Annotated in this window: 18 protein-coding genes; 7 read left to right on the top strand and 11 right to left on the bottom strand. The window is 70.4% G+C overall.

Translation table 11 applies throughout. The features are described from left to right. The first annotated feature begins 165 nt into the window (after nucleotides 1–165). Nucleotides 166–840, top strand: coding sequence for a response regulator transcription factor (locus ACGFNI_RS12800; protein ID WP_393683195.1), 675 nt, complete (start codon nucleotides 166–168; stop codon nucleotides 838–840). A gap of 52 nt (nucleotides 841–892) precedes the next feature. Here the strand turns inward: ACGFNI_RS12800 and ACGFNI_RS12795 are convergent, their stop codons facing one another. Then, complete coding sequence (locus ACGFNI_RS12795) at nucleotides 893–1,201, bottom strand: hypothetical protein (RefSeq protein WP_393683193.1); 309 nt, start codon at nucleotides 1,199–1,201, stop codon at nucleotides 893–895. A 19-nt stretch (nucleotides 1,202–1,220) separates the two neighbouring features. Then, on the bottom strand, nucleotides 1,221–2,891 hold the full coding sequence (locus ACGFNI_RS12790; protein ID WP_393683192.1) for a sodium:solute symporter family protein: 1,671 nt from the start codon (nucleotides 2,889–2,891) through the stop codon (nucleotides 1,221–1,223). A 279-nt stretch (nucleotides 2,892–3,170) separates the two neighbouring features. Here ACGFNI_RS12790 and galT point away from each other — a divergent pair, with 279 nt between their 5' ends. From galT to ACGFNI_RS12770, 4 genes are all read left to right on the top strand, one after another. After that, the gene (gene galT / locus ACGFNI_RS12785; protein WP_393683191.1) at nucleotides 3,171–4,244 is read left to right on the top strand and encodes a galactose-1-phosphate uridylyltransferase; all 1,074 of its coding nucleotides are present in this window, start codon (nucleotides 3,171–3,173) and stop codon (nucleotides 4,242–4,244) included. Beyond that, nucleotides 4,241–5,209 (top strand): UDP-glucose 4-epimerase GalE, encoded by a 969-nt coding sequence (gene galE / locus ACGFNI_RS12780; protein ID WP_393683190.1) that lies wholly within the window; start codon nucleotides 4,241–4,243, stop codon nucleotides 5,207–5,209. Before galT ends, galE begins: the two co-directional genes overlap by 4 nt. Before the next feature lie 16 nt (nucleotides 5,210–5,225). After that, nucleotides 5,226–6,458 carry a galactokinase gene (gene galK, locus ACGFNI_RS12775; RefSeq protein WP_393683188.1) on the top strand — a complete coding sequence of 411 codons (1,233 nt, stop codon included), beginning with the start codon at nucleotides 5,226–5,228 and terminating at the stop codon, nucleotides 6,456–6,458. Between the two features lie 299 nt (nucleotides 6,459–6,757). Continuing rightward, complete coding sequence (locus tag ACGFNI_RS12770; RefSeq protein ID WP_393683187.1) at nucleotides 6,758–7,531, top strand: LuxR C-terminal-related transcriptional regulator; 774 nt, start codon at nucleotides 6,758–6,760, stop codon at nucleotides 7,529–7,531. Here ACGFNI_RS12770 and ACGFNI_RS12765 read toward each other — a convergent pair. The 3 genes from ACGFNI_RS12765 to ACGFNI_RS12755 all read right to left on the bottom strand — a co-directional run bounded on the left by ACGFNI_RS12765 (nucleotide 7,528) and on the right by ACGFNI_RS12755 (nucleotide 11,054). Beyond that, the gene (locus ACGFNI_RS12765) at nucleotides 7,528–9,525 is read right to left on the bottom strand and encodes a beta-galactosidase (RefSeq protein ID WP_393683185.1); all 1,998 of its coding nucleotides are present in this window, start codon (nucleotides 9,523–9,525) and stop codon (nucleotides 7,528–7,530) included. The genes ACGFNI_RS12770 and ACGFNI_RS12765 overlap by 4 nt on opposite strands. Before the next feature lie 125 nt (nucleotides 9,526–9,650). After that, on the bottom strand, nucleotides 9,651–10,445 hold the full coding sequence (locus tag ACGFNI_RS12760) for an SDR family NAD(P)-dependent oxidoreductase (RefSeq protein WP_393683184.1): 795 nt from the start codon (nucleotides 10,443–10,445) through the stop codon (nucleotides 9,651–9,653). A 111-nt stretch (nucleotides 10,446–10,556) separates the two neighbouring features. Beyond that, nucleotides 10,557–11,054, bottom strand: a complete 498-nt coding sequence (locus ACGFNI_RS12755; RefSeq protein WP_227046123.1) for a MarR family winged helix-turn-helix transcriptional regulator — start codon at nucleotides 11,052–11,054, stop codon at nucleotides 10,557–10,559. A 165-nt stretch (nucleotides 11,055–11,219) separates the two neighbouring features. Here ACGFNI_RS12755 and ACGFNI_RS12750 point away from each other — a divergent pair, with 165 nt between their 5' ends. Continuing rightward, nucleotides 11,220–12,035, top strand: a complete 816-nt coding sequence (locus tag ACGFNI_RS12750) for a trans-aconitate 2-methyltransferase (RefSeq protein WP_393683182.1) — start codon at nucleotides 11,220–11,222, stop codon at nucleotides 12,033–12,035. A 64-nt stretch (nucleotides 12,036–12,099) separates the two neighbouring features. Continuing rightward, a complete protein-coding gene (locus tag ACGFNI_RS12745) occupies nucleotides 12,100–12,474 on the top strand; it encodes a VOC family protein (protein ID WP_393683180.1) in 375 nt (124 codons plus the stop codon). Here the strand turns inward: ACGFNI_RS12745 and ACGFNI_RS12740 are convergent. The 6 genes from ACGFNI_RS12740 to ACGFNI_RS12715 form a co-directional block, all read right to left on the bottom strand. After that, the gene (locus ACGFNI_RS12740; RefSeq protein WP_393683179.1) at nucleotides 12,464–13,096 is read right to left on the bottom strand and encodes a hypothetical protein; all 633 of its coding nucleotides are present in this window, start codon (nucleotides 13,094–13,096) and stop codon (nucleotides 12,464–12,466) included. The genes ACGFNI_RS12745 and ACGFNI_RS12740 overlap by 11 nt on opposite strands. 40 nt (nucleotides 13,097–13,136) lie before the next feature. Further along, complete coding sequence (locus ACGFNI_RS12735; RefSeq protein ID WP_393683177.1) at nucleotides 13,137–14,162, bottom strand: hypothetical protein; 1,026 nt, start codon at nucleotides 14,160–14,162, stop codon at nucleotides 13,137–13,139. A 133-nt stretch (nucleotides 14,163–14,295) separates the two neighbouring features. Beyond that, nucleotides 14,296–15,543, bottom strand: a complete 1,248-nt coding sequence (locus ACGFNI_RS12730) for a WXG100 family type VII secretion target (protein ID WP_393683175.1) — start codon at nucleotides 15,541–15,543, stop codon at nucleotides 14,296–14,298. A 39-nt stretch (nucleotides 15,544–15,582) separates the two neighbouring features. Then, nucleotides 15,583–15,873 carry a WXG100 family type VII secretion target gene (locus ACGFNI_RS12725; RefSeq protein WP_393683174.1) on the bottom strand — a complete coding sequence of 97 codons (291 nt, stop codon included), beginning with the start codon at nucleotides 15,871–15,873 and terminating at the stop codon, nucleotides 15,583–15,585. 287 nt (nucleotides 15,874–16,160) lie between these two features. Continuing rightward, the gene (locus ACGFNI_RS12720; protein WP_393683172.1) at nucleotides 16,161–16,847 is read right to left on the bottom strand and encodes a TetR family transcriptional regulator; all 687 of its coding nucleotides are present in this window, start codon (nucleotides 16,845–16,847) and stop codon (nucleotides 16,161–16,163) included. A gap of 7 nt (nucleotides 16,848–16,854) precedes the next feature. Further along, nucleotides 16,855–17,835, bottom strand: coding sequence for an acyl-CoA desaturase (locus ACGFNI_RS12715; RefSeq protein ID WP_393683170.1), 981 nt, complete (start codon nucleotides 17,833–17,835; stop codon nucleotides 16,855–16,857). Between the last annotated feature and the right edge of the window lie 5 nt (nucleotides 17,836–17,840).

Raw genomic sequence — 17,840 nt, 5'->3', positions numbered from 1 at the left:
GCGGGGCCACCGGCCGCAATCGGCCCGGTGGCTGCCGCATCCCGGTATTCCGGCCGACTTCCGTCCGACGGGGGCGCGCATCGACCGACGAGCGTGTAGCTTCCCGTGGACGGAGGGGCCCGGCGGGGGCCGGGGCCGGCCCCGCCGGGATGGAGAGGGTGCTGGATGGGCGTGCGGCTCATGGTGGTCGACGATCACCGTCTGCTGGCCGAGGCGCTCGCCTCGGCCCTGAAACTGCGGGGGCACCGGGTACTCGCGGCGGCTGCGCCGTCCGCCGGGGCCGCGGATCTGGTGATCAGCAGGGCGCCGGAGGTGTGCCTGCTGGGGACGGCGGAGCCGGCCGCGCAGGGCGCGTTCGACCCGGTCGCGCGGATCAAGAGGGAGCGACCGCAGATCGCCGTGGTGGTGCTGGGCCCGGTGCCGAGCCCGCGGGGGATCGGCGCCGCCTTCGCCGCCGGGGCGTCGGGTTACGTCCGGCACGACGAGCGGATCGAGGGTGTGGAGCGCGCCATGCTGCGGGCGCGGGCCGGTGACGCGGCTGTCGCCCCGCAGCTGTTGCAGCAGGCGTTCCACGAGCTGCTGCATCCGGTGGCGCAGCCGGACGACGAGGGGGCGCGGCTGCTGGCGCTGCTGACCCCGCGCGAGATCGAGGTGCTGATGCGGGTCGCCGAGGGCGAGGACACCCGGCAGATCGCGGCGGGGATGGGGACGGCGCCGAGCACCGCGCGGACGCATGTGCAGCGGGTGCTGATGAAGCTTGAGGTGGGCTCGCGCCTGGAGGCGGCGGCGCTGGCGGCGCGTACGGGGCTGCTGGAGCGGATGACGGGCTGCGGGGGCTGAGACCCTGCGCCTGAACCCCGGCCGGGCGGCCGGGGTTCAGGCGCCGCTCCGGTCAGTGCGACGGAGGGCGGTCCGCCATCTCCTCGCGGAGTTCGTCGGCGGTCGGCGGGACGGCGGGCCGCAGTGTGAGCCAGATCAGGAAGAACAGTCCGAGGGCGAGCATGCCAAGGCCCGTCCAGAGGTTGATGTTGATGTCCTGGGCCTTCTTGAGGTCGGCGTCGGACGCGGTGATGCCCGCGATGGTGACGATCACGCCGTAGACGACGAAGAGGCCGCCGATGATGCGCCGTACGTCGAAGAGTCGCGCGGCGGTCGCGGACTCGCGTTCAAGTTCCTCGACTTCGTGCTGGTAGTCGCTCATGGTGCAGTCCTCGGCAGACTCAGAAGGAGAAGGGGATGTAGCAGAGGGCGGCGAGCGCGACCGCGCCCCAGCCCAGCAGGGCCGGCTTGCGGTACCAGGCGTCGTCGCCCTCCGCGGGCAGCTCTTCCATGTCGGGCGACCGGGTGCCGTAGACGAGTCCGGCGAGCTTCTCGGCGGGCTCGGGCTTGGTGATCAGGGTGACGATCAGCATCACCACGGCGCCGACGACGAAGGCGACGATCGAGGAGACGAAGTTGGCGCCCTGCTCGGACGGGATGGCGATGATGCCCTGCTTGTAGAGCCAGAAGTAGTTGATCATCGCGGCGACGGTGCCGGAGAGCAGGCCCCAGAATCCGGCGGCGGCGCTGGTCCGCTTCCAGAACATGCCGATGATGAACACCACGAACAGCGGGACGTTGAAGAAGGAGAACAGCGTCTGGAGGTAGTTCATGATGTTGCTGAAGCTGGACGCGATGAAGGCGGTGCCCATGCCGATCAGCACGCCGACGGCGGTGACCACGCGTCCGGTCTTGAGGTAATAGCCGTCCGGGCGGCCCTTCTTGAGGTACGCGGCCCAGATGTCGTTGGTGAAGACGGTGTTGAAGGACGACACGTTGGCGGCCATACCGGCCATGAAGGCGGCGAGCAGGCCGGTCACAGCGATGCCGAGCACACCGTTGGGCAGCAGGTCGCGCATCAGGACGGGGATGGCGTCGTTGTACTGGAGGCCGTCCTTGGACTTGCCCAGTGAGGGCTCCATGACCAGCGCGATCAGGCCGGGCACGACCACGACCAGCGGGATGAAGATCTTGGGGAAGGCGGCGATCAGCGGGGTGCGCTTGGCGGCGGACAGGTTCTTCGCGGACAGGGCGCGCTGCACCTCGGCGAAGTTGGTCGTCCAGTAGCCGAAGCTCATCACGAAGCCGAGGCCGAGCACGATGGTCAGCCAGTTGGCGCCGAGCGGGTTGGCCTCGCCGATGCCGGTGCCCTTCCAGGCGGTGAGGAACGCGTCGCCGTGCGAGGAGGACAGCGAGTCGGTCAGGCCGTCCCAGCCGCCGACGCGCTTGAGTCCGACGATGGTCAGCGGTATCAGCGCGGCGAGGATGACGAAGAACTGGAGCACTTCGTTGTAGATCGCCGAGGAGAGGCCGCCGATGGTGATGTACGCGAGGACGAAGAAGCCGGCGACGACGATCGCGACCCACTGCGGCCAGCCGAGCAGCGCCTGGAGGACGATCGCCATGGCGTACAGGTTCACGCCGGCGATCAGCACGGACGAGACGGCGAAGATCACCGACGACAGCAGGTGCGAGGAAGGGCCGAAGCGGTGCAGCAGGAATTCCGGCACCGAGCGGACCTTGGAGCCGTAGTAGAACGGCATCATCACCAGGCCGAGGAAGACCATGGCGGGGATGGCGCCGATCCAGTACCAGTGGACGGTGTAGGCGCCGTACTGCGCGCCGTTGGCGGCCATGCCGAGGATTTCGGTGGCGCCGAGGTTGGCGGCGACGAACGCGAGGCCGGTGACCCAGGCGGGCAGTGACCGGCCGGAGAGGAAGAAGTCCAGGCTCGTCTTGACGCTGCGCCGGGCGGCGAAGCCGATGCCGAGGACGACGGCGAAGTAGAGGGCCAGGATCGTGTAGTCGAGCGCGTTGGTGGGGAGCCGGAGCCCTTCGGCCAAGGTGATCATGTGGGCACTCATTTCCGGGGGTCTGGGGGTGGCCCCCAGAGGACACATCGTTGTGCTCGCGTGGAACGCACAAAAACCTACGCGCGAGGTTCCGGAAACTGAACACTTCTGTTCGTTTCAGTTTGGACAAGGGAGATCACCTCGGCCCGTTTGGCCGGAAAAGCCGGATAACACCTGCTGAGGAGCGCCGAACCCCCCTGTCTCGGTTCCGTGTTGACGGGGCTGTTGGGTTGTGCTTCATTGTGTTTGTTTGTGTTTGGTCGCTGGTGAGGAGCTCCCGTGAAGAAGACGACGACCCGGCTGGCGGACGGCCGGGAGCTCATCTACTACGACTCCCGCGACGACACCGCCCGCACCGCCACCGACCGCCGCCCCCTCGACCCGGTCTCCACCGCGTCCGAGATCCGGCACGACCGGCTGCTCGGCGACGCCGTCGCCATCGCCTCGCACCGCCAGGGCCGCACCTACCACCCGCCGGCCGACCAGTGCCCGCTCTGCCCCACGCGTGAGGGCCGGCTCACCGAGATCCCCGAGGCCGACTACGACGTCGCCGTCTTCGAGAACCGCTTTCCCTCGCTCGCCGGCGACAGTGGCCGCTGCGAGGTCGTCTGCTTCACCCCCGACCACGACGCGTCCTTCGCCGACCTCACCCCCGCTCAGGCCGCCCTGGTCCTGGACGCCTGGACCGACCGCACCGCGGCCCTGTCCCAACTGCCGCAGGTGGCACAGGTCTTCTGCTTCGAGAACCGCGGCGCGGAGATCGGCGTCACCCTCGGCCACCCGCACGGCCAGATCTACGCCTACCCCTTCACCACCCCCCGCACCGAGCGGATGCTCACCTCGCTCGCCGCCCACCGCGAGGCCACCGGAGGCCGCAACCTCTTCGACGACGTACTCGCCGACGAACGCGCCGCGGGCCGCCGCATCGTTCTGGAGGGCGACCACTGGACCGCCTTTGTCCCGTACGCCGCCCACTGGCCCTACGAGGTGCACCTCTACCCCCGCCGCCGGGTGCCCGACCTGACCGCCCTGGACGACGCGGCACGCACAGAGTTCCCACAGATCTACCTGGAACTCTTGCGGAGGTTCGACCGGATCTTCGACGAGGGTGACGGACGGGGACCGCGCACGCCGGACGCCGCTCGCACCCCGTACATCGCCGCCTGGCACCAGGCGCCCGTACGTGCCGCCGACCGCGCCGAGTTCGCGCTCCACCTTGAGCTTTTCACCATTCGCCGCACTCCAGGAAAGCTGAAGTTTCTCGCGGGTTCCGAATCCGGCATGAATGTGTTCATCAATGACGTGCCGCCGGAAGCCGCGGCCGAGCGACTGCGAGAGGTAGCCAGCAAGTGAGCAAGAAGTACCTGGTCACAGGCGGAGCGGGATATGTCGGCAGCGTCGTCGCCGCGCATCTGCTGGAGGCCGGCCACGACGTGACCGTGCTCGACGACCTCTCCACGGGCCACCGCGAGGGCATCCCCGACGGCGCCCGCTTCGTCGAGGGCCGCATCCAGGACGCCGCCCGTCACCTCGACGCCTCCTACGACGCCGTCCTGCACTTCGCCGCGTTCTCCCAGGTCGGCGAGTCCGTCGCGGACCCGGAGAAGTACTGGCGCAACAACGTCGGCGGCACCATGGACCTGCTCGCCGCGATGCGCGACGCGGGCGTCGGCACGCTCGTCTTCTCCTCCACCGCCGCCACCTACGGCGAGCCGGCCACCACCCCGATCACCGAATCCGCCGCCACCGCGCCCACCAGCCCCTACGGCGCGAGCAAGCTCGCCGTCGACCACATGATCAGCGGCGAGGCCGCGGCCCACGGCCTGGCCGCCGTATCGCTGCGCTACTTCAACGTCGCGGGCGCGTACGGGAGTTGCGGCGAGCGCCACGACCCCGAGTCGCACCTCATCCCGCTCGTCCTCCAGGTCGCCCAGGGCAGGCGCGCGGCGATCTCCGTCTACGGCGACGACTACCCGACCCCCGACGGCACCTGCGTACGCGACTACCTCCACGTCGCCGACCTCGCCGATGCGCATCTGCTGGCGCTGGACGCGGCCACCCCAGGCGAGCACCTCATCTGCAACCTCGGCAACGGCAACGGCTTCTCGGTCCGCGAGGTCATCGAGACCGTCCGCAAGGTCACCGGGCACCCCGTCCCCGAGACCGCCGCCCCGCGCAGGCCGGGCGACCCGGCCGTCCTGGTCGCCTCCGCGCAGACCGCCATCGACCGCCTCGGCTGGCGGCCCACCCGCACCGACCTCGCCGGAATCGTCGCGGACGCCTGGGAGTTCGCCCGGCGCCCGGCCGAGCAGTCCTGAACCCAAGGAGCCCCGCATGATCGCGCACGAAGCCGCCACCCCGGCCGCGGAGCACGGCGCCGCGCCCACCGAAGCGGCCTTCCGCGCGGTGTACGGCGCCGCCCCCGCAGGAATCTGGGCGGCGCCCGGACGGGTCAACCTCATCGGTGAACACACCGACTACAACGACGGCTTCGTGATGCCCCTGGCCCTGCCGCACACCACCATCGCCGCCGTCACCCCCCGCACCGACGGCGTCCTGCGGCTGCACTCGGGCAACGCCGAAGGCGGCATCGTCGAACTGCACACCGACACCCTGCGGCCCGCGCCAATGGACACTGCGGCGGGCAGCCGGGCCGCACCGGACGGCCGCTGGGCCGCCTACCCGGCCGGCGTCGTCTGGGCGATGCGGGAAGCCGGGCTGCCGGTCGGCGGCGCCGACCTGCACGTCGACAGCACGGTGCCGACCGGCGCCGGACTCTCCTCGTCGGCCGCCCTGGAGGTCGTCACCGCACTCGCCCTCAACGACCTCTACGCGCTCGGCCTCACCCCGCAGCGCCTGGCCCAGCTGGCGCAGCGCGCCGAGAACGCGTTCGTCGGCGTGCCCTGCGGGATCATGGACCAGACCGCAGCCGCCTGCTGCACCGCAGGCCACGCCCTCTTCCTCGACACCCGCGACCTGCGCAGCCGCCAGGTCCCGTTCGACGTGGCGGCCCAGGGGCTGCGGCTGCTGGTCGTCGACACCCGCGTCAAGCACGACCTGGGGGACGGCGCGTACGCCGAGCGGCGCACCGGGTGCGAGCGCGGCGCGCGGGCGCTCGGCGTGCCCGCGCTGCGCGACGTCCCCCACGCTCAACTCGCGGACGCGCTCGTCGCGTTGACGGATACACCGGACGCGCCGGACACCCGTGCGCTGGTGCGGCACATCGTCACCGAGAACCACCGGGTCGAAGAGGTCGTCGCGCACCTGGACGCGGGCGACATCCGCGCCATCGGGCCGCTGCTGACCGCGGGCCACGCCTCGCTCCGCGACGACTTCGCGATCTCCTGCGCCGAGTTGGACCTGGCCGTCGACACCGCGCTCGCGGCGGGCGCCGTCGGGGCGCGGATGACCGGCGGCGGCTTCGGCGGCTCGGCGATCGTGCTCGTCGACGAGGCGGCGGCTGACACCGTGAGCGCCGCCGTCACCGCGGCGTTCGCGGCGGCGGGACATGCCGCGCCGCGGATCTTCACCGCGGTGCCTGGGCCCGGGGCGCGCCGCCTCGCCTGACGTCGGCGGGCGCACGGGCCGGTCCCGCGCGCGGGCGCGAAAAGGCGCCGCGCGCCACGAGTTTCGGCAATCTTCCCCCGCCGCACGTACCTGTCCGTATGCTGAGATCAGTGCCGGTGGGGGCCGGTGCTGATCAGGGGAGAGCGGTACCCCTCGGCGCCGAACGCGGTCGCGGAGTGCGGGTACGGCGTCCGGGGCGGGGTAGCCATGTCGGCACGGCGGCGGCTGTGCGGTTGCGGCGAACTGTCCCCCGGGCCCCGTGCCCGCTATGGTCCGTTCCCCTAAGACAGGGGGTCTTCGTGCAACGCATCCGGGTACTGGTGGTCGACAACCACCGCATCTTCGCCGAATCCCTGGCCGCCGCACTGGCGGCGGAGGCGGACGTCTGCGCTGCGGCGGCGGGCAGCGGCCACGCCGCGCTGCGCACCCTCGACAGGTCGGCCGCCGAGGGGCGCCCCTTCGACGTCCTGCTGGCCGACGCCGACCTCAGCGGCGCCGCGCCCCAGCTGACCGCGGTGCCCCCGCAGCCGGCGGCCAGGGACGGCGCCGTACGCGCCGCGTCCTTCGACGGCATCACGCTGGTCTCCGCGGTGAGCGCGGGCCATCCCGCGCTGCGCACGGTCGTCCTCGCCGAACGCGACGACCCGCGCCGCGCGGCGGCTGCCCTCCTGGCGGGCGCCCGGGGCTGGGTCGCCAAGGACTGCTCGCTCTCCAGGCTGCTGGCCGTCATCCGTGGCGTGCTGCGCGAGGAAACGCATCTGCCGCCCGCCCTGCTGACCGGCGTGCTGCGCGAGCTGACCGCGGCCCGCAAGCACCGTACGGAGAGCGAGCGGCTGGTGGAGTCGCTGACCCCGCGCGAGCGCGAGGTGCTGCGCTGCATGGTGGCGGGCCTGGGCCGCAAGGCCGTCGCCGAGCGCCTCTTCCTCTCCCCGCACACCGTCCGCACCCACATGCAGAACGTCCTCGGCAAGCTCGGCGTGCACTCCACCCTGGCCGCCGTGGCACTGGCCCGCCGCGCCGGAGTGGGCCCCGCGGAGCCGACGGGCACCGCGGCGCCGGTGCCGCTGGCCTAACGGGTGCCCGACGGCAGGTCGGTGAGCACCGCGACCCCCCGGGCATCCAGCGTGACCCGTTCCAGGGCCGCCGCGTCCCCGGCCAGCGCGTCCCGCATCGGGCCTGGCAGCGCGACATCGGCCGGGGCGCCCCCGTGGTTGAGCAGGAACAGGAACCGCCCGCCAGCGCCCTCCCTGACCGTCGCCTGCACCCCGTCGGGCAGTCCCGGCAGGACGGGGGTCACACCCGCCGCCTCCCGCACGTCGTCCCACAGGGCCCGCCGCAGGCCGGCTTCGAGGCGGGTGCCGACGTACCAGGCGGTGCCCCGCCCGTAGTTGTGCCGGGTCACCGCGGGCCGCCCGGCGAGGTCACCGTCGGTGAAGTGCGCCACCGCGTCGGCCCCTTCGAGGTCGATCGCCTCCGACCACAGGTCCGCCCGTCCGGTGTAGGTGCCGCCCACCGCGACGGACACCCCGGCGGCCGGCGGCCAGAACTCCTCCACCCGCAGGCCCAGCACCTCCCGCAGCGGCGCGGGGGCGCCGCCGGGATGCACCCGGTCGTGCGCGTCGACGATCCCGGAGAAGAACGACACGAGCAGCCGCCCGCCGTCGCGTACGTACTCGGTCAGCCGCCGCGCGTCCTCGGCGGTCAGCAGATACAGGTGGGGGACGACGACCATGCGGTAGCCGGTCAGGTCCCGTCCGGGCGGCACGATGTCGCAGGCCACACCGGCTTCGAACAGCGGGCGGTAGTGCTCGATCGAGAGCTGCGCGAGGTCGAGCGCGGTGGACGGCTTGGAGTCCAGCTCCAGCGCCCACCAGTTGTTCCAGTCGGCGAGCAGCGCCACGTCGGCCCGCGACCTGGTGCCCTCGATCTCCGGGACGGCGGCCAACTCGGCGCCCAGGGCGGTGACTTCGCGGAAGATGCGGGTGTCGCTCCCGGCGTGCGGCAGCATCGCCGAGTGGAATTTCTCCGCCCCGCCCAGCGACTGCCGCCACTGGAAGAACAGCACCGCGTCCGCGCCCTGCGCCACCGCCTGCCAGCTCCACAGCCGCATCGCGCCCGGCGGCTTGGGGCCGTTGCGGGGCCGCCAGTTGACCGCGCCCGGCGCCTGTTCGAGCAGCAGCCAGGGCCGCCCGCCGCCCGCCGAGCGCATCAGATCGAAGGCGTACCCGGCCCTGATGTGGTCGTCGGGCACGTACGGGTCCTGATAGAAGTCCAGCGCCATCGCGTCCAGGTGCGGCGCCCAGGCGAACGCGTCGACGGGCTTGTGCTGCGGCATCAGGTTGGTGGTCACGGGAACGCCGGGCGCGAGGCGGTCCAGCACCTCCTTTTCGGCCAGATAACAGGCCCGCAGCGCCTCGTCGCCGAACCGTAGGTAGTCCAGCTGCTGGGCGGGGTTGGGGAAGGTGGGCGCGGTGCGCGGCGGCAGCACCTCGTCGAAGTCGCCGTACGCCTGCGACCAGAAGGCCGTCGACCAGGCGTCGTTGAGCGCGTCGACGGTGGCGTAGCGGGCCCGCAGCCAGCGCCGGAAGTCGGTGGCCGACACCTCGCAGAAGCACTGCCGGGTGTGGCAGCCGTACTCGTTGCCGATGTGCCACAGGGCGAGCGCGGGGTGCCCGGCGTAGCGGGCGGCGAGCCGTTCGACGAGGCGGACGGCGTGGCTGCGGTAGACGGGGCTTGAGGGGCAGTAGTGCTGCCGGGCTCCCGGCCAGCGGCGCCGCCCGTCCGCGTCCTCGGGCAGCATCTCAGGGTGCGCGTGGCTCAGCCAGGGCGGCGGGGACGCGGTCATCGTCGCCAGGCAGACGTCGATGCCGGCCCCGGCGAGGCCGTCCATGACCCGGTCGAACCAGCCGAAGTCCCAGACGTCGGGCCGGGGTTGGACCTTGGCCCAGGAGAAGATCCCGGCGGTGACCATCGAGACGCGGGCCTTCCGCATCAGCTCCAGGTCGTCGGCCCACACCTCCTCGGGCCACTGCTCGGGGTTGTAGTCGCCGCCGAATCGGATGCCCATCGGACCCCCTGGGTCGGGATCCGGCGGGTCGCGGCCCGCCGGTCGCGGATGCAGGCTCAGCTCCGGCTCAGCATTCAGCCTCCGGCGTCCGGCTTCAAGGCGCGGCGCGGCCCGGGGGCGGATGTTCAGGAGGAGTTCTTGTAGACGCTCCAGCCGCCGTCCACCACCAGGCTCGCGCCGGTCACGAACGACGCCTCCCCCGACAGCAGGAACGCGATGGCCGCGGCGACCTCTTCGGGCCGGCCGAGCCGCCGCGCCGCGGTCTCCCCGGCGCTGGCCCGCCGCTCCTCCTCGCCGATGCCGTCCCAGGCGGCGGTGAGCACCGGGCCGGGCAGCACGCTGTTGACCCGCACCTCGGGCCCGTACTCGACGGCCAGTTGGCGGGCGAGACCGGTCAGCCCGGCCTTGGACGCGGCGTACGCGGGCCGTCCCGGCAGTCCGATCAGGGCGTGCACGGACGAGGTGAGGACCACGGATCCGGCCCTCTCGCGCAGGTCGTCCAGGGCGGCGCGGACGCCGATGAAGGAGCCGGTGAGGTTGACCGCGAGCTGCCGTTCCCAGTCCGCGAGCGGGGTGTCGCCCGCAGCCGCCACGTAGGGCCAGAACGCGTTGCTGACCAGCCCGTCGACCGGCCCGTACCGCTGCCGCGCGGCGTCCACGGCACGGCGCCAGTCGTCCTCGCTCGCCACGTCGCAGTGCTCGAACGAGGCCACTCCGCCGGCCGCCCGGATGCGCCGCGCGGTGTGCTCGCCGCGCGGGTCGTCGATGTCAAGCAGCAGCACCGCGGCGCCCTCGGCGGCCAGCCGGTCGGCGGTGGCCGCCCCGATGCCGGCGGCGGCACCGGTCACCACGACCGTACGGCCCTGGAACCGCCTGCCGTGGGGGCCACCGGATGCCGGGTGTGGTGCGCGCGGGCTCATGGCGCGATCCAAGCTCACCGGGCGGCGGCGGGCAAGGGGCCGTCAGGGCGGTGAGTGCCCGCTCCGGGGCGGGGGCCGGGCGCCGTACGGATACCGGTGGCGCCCCGCAGCTCACCCGGGGATGTTGTCGAAAGGCCCGGTCAACCGGCGCAGCAGACCGGCCAGTTCGGCGCGCTGCTGGCGGGAGAGTTCGGCGAGAATGGCGCGTTCCTGGGTGAGGAGTCCGGCCAGCGACTCGTCGGCCTTGTCGCGTCCTGCGGGGGTCAGTCTGACCAGCACGCCGCGCCGGTCGCTGGGGTCGGGCAGCCGCTCGACGAGGTCCTTCTTGGCGAGCCTGTCGATGCGGTTGGTCATCGTGCCGGAGGTCACCAGGGTCTGCGTCAGCAGCGCGCCGGGTGAGAGCTGGTACGGTGCGCCGGCCCGCCGCAGAGCGGTGAGTACGTCGAACTCCCAGGGTTCCAGGCCGACCTCGGAGAAGGCGATGCGGCGGGCCCGGTCGAGATGCCTGGCCAGCCTGGAGACTCGGCTGAGGACCTCAAGCGGTTCCACGTCGAGGTCCGGGCGCTCTCGGCGCCATGCTGCGACCAGTCGGTCGACCTCGTCCTCCATGACGATCAGTGTAAAGGGTCTGTCGACATGAAGTCTCTTGACGTCGAGATATATTTTCGCCGACTATTGGGCATGTCGGCGGGAACCCGTGATTCCGGCGGGTTGGCCAGAACCGAACCCGCGACGGCCCAGTACCGGCCCTGTATCAGCAGAGGGGTTTTGCCCATGCACGCTGCACCCACCTGGGATCCACAGCAGTACCTGCGGCACGCCGAGCACCGTACCCGACCGTTCCGCGACCTGCTCACCCGCATACCGGAACTGCCCGCGCCCGGCCGCCCCGCCCGCATCGCCGACCTCGGCTGCGGCCCAGGCAACGTCACCGTCCTCCTCGCCGACCGCTGGCCCGACGCCCACATCACCGGCCTGGACAGCTCGCCCCACATGCTCGAACAGGCCGCTTCCTACGCAGGACCGACCCCGGGCGGCGGCCTCATCGACTTCGCGCCCGCCGACGCCACCGACTGGGCCCCCACGGAGCGCTACGACCTGATCGTCTCCAACGCGGCACTCCAATGGGTCGTCAACCACCCCGAATCCTTCGAGCGCTGGATCGACGCCCTCACCCCCGGCGGCACCTTCGCCTTCCAGGTACCGGGCAACTTCACCTCGCCCAGCCACGCCCTCCTCGGCGAGCTGTGCGACGCCCCCGAATGGCGCGCCCGTCTCGGCGAACACGGCCGCCGCTACGTCCACATCCTCCAGCCCGCCGGCTACCTCGAACTCCTCACCGACCTCGGCTGCACGACCGACGTCTGGGAAACCACCTACGTCCAACTGCTCCAGGGCGATGACCCCGTCCTCGACTGGGTCAAGGGCACCGCCCTGCGCCCCGTCCTGACCGCACTCGCCGACGACCCGTCCGCCCGCGACGAATTCCTCTCCCAATACCGCGACCTGCTGCGCAAGGCATACCCGCCCGGCCGCCACGGCACGGCCTTCCCCTTCCGCCGCATCTTCGCCGTGGCCCACAAGCCGTGAGACGGCCCACACCACGTGGGGCACCCTGACCCGCCCACCGCAATCCCCACCAGTGAGGTGCGCCGTGATCACCGGCCTCGACCATGTCCAGCTCGCCGCGCCCCCGGGCAGCGAACCCGCCCTGCGGGCCTTCTACGCCGGCGCCCTCGGCATGACCGAAGTCCCCAAACCCCCGGCACTCGCCACCCGCGGAGGCTGCTGGTTCCGGTCCGGCACGGCCCACCTCCACCTGGGCATCGACCCCGACCACCACCCGTCCCCCAAGGCCCACCCCGGCATCCGCGTCCACGACATCACCGCCTTCGCCGCCCGCCTCACCACCACCGGCACCCCTCTCACCTGGGACGACAACCTCCCGGGCCACCGCCGCTTCTACATCACCGACCCGGTGGGGAACCGACTGGAGTTCTTGGAGGCGGTGGGGGCTGTTACGGAATAGGTTGCTTGTGGCTGAGCGTCTCCGGGAATTGCTGCAGGAAATCCTCCATCTCGGCCACGAACAACGTCCCCCACGACCCGTCCGCAAATCCGAACTGGACGTCCCGGAACACGCCACTTCGACGGGTCCAGACAAGCGCGTCCCGCGGAAACGCTGCCCCCAGTTCCACGGCGTTTCCAAGCTTTCCCGACAGGCGGCGGGACTGTACATAGACAAAGCGCATCGTCCCGTCGGTCAGTGCCACGGCCGTGGTCACACCCGATGAGCTGCGCGGCTGCCCGGCCGCCAGCCACCGCCCGGCCAGGCTGTCCCACGTGCCGAAGAATGCGCCGTTGCTCGCCTGCCGCTTCTTCCGTACCGCAAGGTCGTCGGTGGCCGTGGCGGCTGACAGGGCCGGCACATCATTGGTCAGGATGCCGAAAAGCACTCTTCCGAGCTTGGCAAAAGGCGCCCCGGCCCCACCGTGCCCCACCAGGACTTCAGGCCGTCTCGCCCGCGGCACGTCGCCGGAGGCCACGCCGTTGGTGGAGGTGGCCCGTTCAATGGCGAAACCACCGGCGAAGGCCCCACACCCGCCGCCCTCCAGGGCCTCCACAACTTTTCGCTCCAGTTTGTTCCACATGTAAGTCAGCCCCTTGAAATGTCGTTTGCTGCCTGTGCCGTCAGCCGAACAGCGAATCAACGGCCGTGGCAACGCGGCTGCACGGGGACCGCACCATGGCCGTGAGCGCGCCGTCCGCTGCCTCCACGGACACCGTGAAGGTGAATCCCCGCGACCGCTGCGGCGCGGAACCCCCGGCCTGCGCACGTATGCCCTGGCCCGCTCCCGCGGATTCCGTCTGCCACCCCTGGGCGGTGAACGACGCCGTGATCCGGGAGAGCGCCTCCGGGAGCGCGCCGGTATCCACCCCGGAAACGCGCCAGTTGTGCTGAGTCGAACAAGGGGTGCGCAGCCCTTTGACCCAACACGCTTCGCAGGTAATCGAGTTGACCTTCCGGTCCCCGTCCACCATTCCGCGCAGCGCGACCACGTCCAGCAGGCGACTGGAGTGCCAGTACAGTTCCTGCTCCACCGCAGGATCCGGCTCCGTGGCAGCCGCCGGGCCGCCCTGCCGGATGGCCCGGTAGTCCTCGATCTCCTGATCCGTGCCCCAGCCGATCGTTTTGAGGATCTCGGCGAACAGTTCGGAGTGCAGGTCCCAGGCGTCCGGCGAGGGACAGTCGAGCGCGAAAATCAACATTTCCCGGCTGCCGGGCAGAGGAATGTACACCTGGATCTGCGACTGCTGGACGGGGAGATCCTGGCCGGTGGGTGACACGCCCGCGGCAAGAATGACGTCCGATGAACCGATCCGGGTGAACGCAGGGCCGCAAGGCAGTTCCACCCGCCGGTATTCGTCCTGCGGGTGTTTGCGCTCAAGGAGCTCGTGTAATTGCCGCAGCAACTGCTCGTCGTCCTCGCTCTCGTGCGGGACCTGACTGACGACGATGGTGGAGGCGCTGGGCCGACCGTCCGATTCGAGGAAACAGAGACCGGCATAGATCACGTCGGCTTCCGTCATCGGCTCAAGCTGCGCGCCGAGCATGAGGGCGAAGAGGTACTGATCGTCCACCGAGTGGTCGGGAAGAAGCTCCGTGGCCAGCGCGTGCAGGCGTTCGGCGGCGGTGTCCGCGTCCGGTGCGTCCACCGGGAGTTCGTGGATGAAGGGCGGCATGATCCAGCCGATGTGCAGCCGGGAGGGCTGCCGCTCGGGCGGCAGCGCTGTCGCGGTTCCGCCGTCGTCGGCGACTGCGTACGACACCTGTTGTTCTCTTCTCTGCTCAGGCTGCCAGGGTCTTGTGGAACTGCTGCCCGGACGGTGCCGGCGCGACCGTCTGCTTGTCGCCGCCGAGGTGCTCCGCAACCTGATGGACGGTGCCGTTGATCGTGGAGCCGCCCTTGATGACCAACTGCGTGGCGGCCTGCGCCTTGTCCGAGAGCTGGGCCGCTTCGCCGAACGATTTCTTCAGGCCCCAGTTGACCGCCCTCATGCTGAACGGCTGCCCGAGCCCCTTGGCAATCTCCTCGGCTGTTCTCGCGCCTCCCGCACCCAGTCTCCCCGTGAGCTTCGCGCCTGTGGCAGCTCCCTTGAAGCCCGCGGTGGCGCCTTTGGCCAGGCCCCCCACCCCCGGGACCATCCCCAGCGCATCCAGCCCGATCTTCCAGCCCGGCGTGCCATTGCCCCGCGCGTTCCCCATCCAGTGGCCGGCCATCGCTCCGGCCGCGCAGGCCGCGGAAGCCCCGCCGAGGAGAGCGCCGACGACCTGGCCACCGACAGGTACGACCTGGCAGGCCAGGGCGGCTGCGGCCAGGCCCGCCGAAATGGTGGACAAGAGGTCGGCATGGTCGACGAGCCAGTCCTTGAAGTCCCGCCAGCCTTCCTTGAGACCGTCGATGGCCCGGTTCCACCAGTGAATGTCCGGTGGATGGTTCTCCGACGCCTTGAGGATGGCGCGCTCGGCCTCGCCGGCGCGGTCCTTCCACTGGGGTTGGATGCGCTCCGCTTCGCGGATGAGGTCGTCGAGTTTTTCCTTGGAATGCTTCGCCCTGTCGGACGCCGCATCCATCTCGTCGTTGATCCTCTTGGCCTTCTCGGGCTCCATGGGCCGGCCGAAGTACGGGAGGTACTTCTGATAGAGGTCGGTGTAGTGATCGTGGTCTGCGTCCGCTTGCTTACGAGCCGAAGCCGCCTCCGCCTCGATCTTTCCGGCCTTGTCCTGGAACCCATGGAGATGCGTGTGCCAGCCGCGTAACGCCTTCGCGCAGTCGTGCATGGAATCGGTGCCCTGTTTGAGGAATTTGGGCAGCTCGCCGAGTTTCTTCGCGAAATTCTGGGCCGCCTCTCCCTCCCAGGCGCCGTCGCTCTTCCCGACGGTCTTGAGGAGGTGATCCAGTTCGTCCAGTTCGTCACCGACGGATTTCACGTCGGACGCCAGGGCCTGAATCGCGTGCAGATCTCCCTTCGCGGGATTGAACCCAACGCCGGGCCAGGTCGAGTCGTCTTCGATGAACATGCTGCGCCACGACATGGGTGCCCCTCTGGACTGGTCTTCTCGCTGGTTTCGCAGTTATTTCTTGCCGAGCATCTTGGCGTTCTCTTCTTCGCCCGCCTTGTAGGCGTCCAGCGTCAGCCCAAGTTTTTCGTGGATGTCCTTGGCGGCGTCCGCGATGCGCTTGATGCCATCGCCCCATTGGCCCTGGAACTCATCGCAGGCGTCGTCCAGGCCATCGGTACCCAACGCCTTCGGCCCCACCTTGTTCAAGCGTCGCTGGGCGTCCCGCATGCGTTCGTCCGCATTCGCGAGCTTATTCAGTATTTCCTGTATGCGCCCGACATCGATTTTGAAATCGGTGGACATGTCTGACTTCCTCGCGCTCGCCCGGTGTTTTCGACGACAGTCGAATGAAGGGTCGGTGCAAGGATGTGCGCCCGGTGTCGACGTCGCCGTCACCGTATCGTGACGAGTGGCGTGGCCCTCATCGAGATCTGTTGATATTCGGCCAAGAAGAAGCAGTCGATGTGCCCGGAAAGAGAATTATGGCGGCGGTACGGGGAAACCGAAACATTTCCCATGATCGGCCGTACGGGAAATCACATGCTTGGGCCTGGAGGCCGTCGGCACGCTCGTCGGCGCACGCCCCGCCCTCAGTTCTTCCGATGCCCGATCAGCCGAGGCTTCGCCTCCAGGCCGTCCAGGCCGTGCCAGGCGAGGTTGACGAGGTGGGCGGCGACCTCGGCCTTCTTGGGCTTGCGGACGTCGAGCCACCACTGGCCGGTGAGGGCGACCATGCCGACGAGGGCCTGGGCGTAGAGGGGGGCCAGTTTCGGGTCGAAGCCGCGGGCCTTGAACTCCAGGCCCAGGATGTCCTCGACCTGGGTGGCGATGTCGCTGATGAGGGACGCGAAGGTGCCTGTCGACTGGGCGACGGGGGAGTCGCGCACCAGGATGCGGAAGCCGTCGGTGAAGGTCTCGATGTAGTCGAGGAGCGCGAACGCCGCCTGTTCGAGGAGTTCGCGGGGGTGCCCTGCGGTCAGCGCACCGGTCACCATGTCCAGCAGCTGGCGCATCTCGCGGTCCACGACCACCGCGTAGAGGCCCTCCTTGCCGCCGAAGTGCTCGTAGACGACGGGCTTGGATACGCCTGCCTTGGCGGCGATCTCCTCGACCGACGTGCCCTCGAAGCCACGCTCGGCGAAGAGGGTGCGACCGATGTCGAGCAGCTGCTCACGGCGCTCCGCTCCGGTCATCCGGACGCGCCGGGTCCGCCTGGTACCCGCGCCGGAGGAGGTGCCCTTGCTGCCGTTGCTCACGTTGCTGCCGTCGATCGCCACCCGTCAATCATGCCGCCTGGGCCGTCTTCGCCTTGCGCCGGGCGTCGAGCCGGGACGCGTTCGGCCACCGCACGTCGTACGCCCAGCCCGCCTTCTCGAACCAGCGGATCAGCCGGGCACTGGAATCCAGCTGCCCCTTGAGCACGCCGTGACGCGCGCATGTCGGGTCCGCGTGGTGCAGGTTGTGCCACGACTCACCGCAGGAGAGGACCGCCAGCCACCACACGTTCCCGGAACGGTCACGGGACTTGAACGGCCGCTTGCCGACCGCGTGGCAGATGGAGTTGATCGACCACGTGACGTGGTGCAGCAGCGCCACCCGGACCAGCGAACCCCAGAAGAACGCGCTCAGCGCACCCGCCCAGGACATCGTCACCAGGCCGCCCACCAGCGGCGGCAGCGCCAGCGACACCGTCGTCCAGACGATGAACTGCCGGGAGACCGCCCGGATCGCCGGATCCTTGATCAGATCAGGCGCGTACTTGTGCTGCGGCGTCTGCTCCTCGTCGAACATCCAGCCGATGTGCGCCCACCACAGGCCCTTCATCAGCGCCGGCACCGTCTCGCCGAACCGCCACGGCGAATGCGGGTCGCCCTCCGCGTCCGAGAATTTGTGGTGCTTGCGGTGGTCCGCCACCCAGCGCACCAGGGGCCCCTCCACCGCCATCGACCCCATGACCGCCAGCGCGATGCGCAGCGGGCGCTTCGCCTTGAAGGCGCCGTGCGTGAAATACCGGTGGAAGCCGATCGTGATGCCGTGGCAGCCGATGTAGTACATCGCCACCATCAGGCCCAGATCCAGCCAGCTCACCCCCCACCCCCATGCCAGCGGCACCGCGGCCAGCAGCGCCAGGAACGGCACCGTGATGAAGAGCAGCAGGGTGATCTGCTCAAGGGATCGCTTGCTGTCACCGCCCAGCGTCGCGGACGGCAGCGATGCGCCGGCCGGTGTGGGTGACTCTTCGACGGCTTCTGGACCAGCGGTCATGTTGG

The sequence above is a fragment of the Streptomyces sp. NPDC048644 genome, from assembly GCF_043199105.1.
In the GTDB taxonomy this organism is placed as follows: domain Bacteria; phylum Actinomycetota; class Actinomycetes; order Streptomycetales; family Streptomycetaceae; genus Streptomyces.
This window is presented reverse-complemented; position numbering and strand designations above follow the sequence as displayed.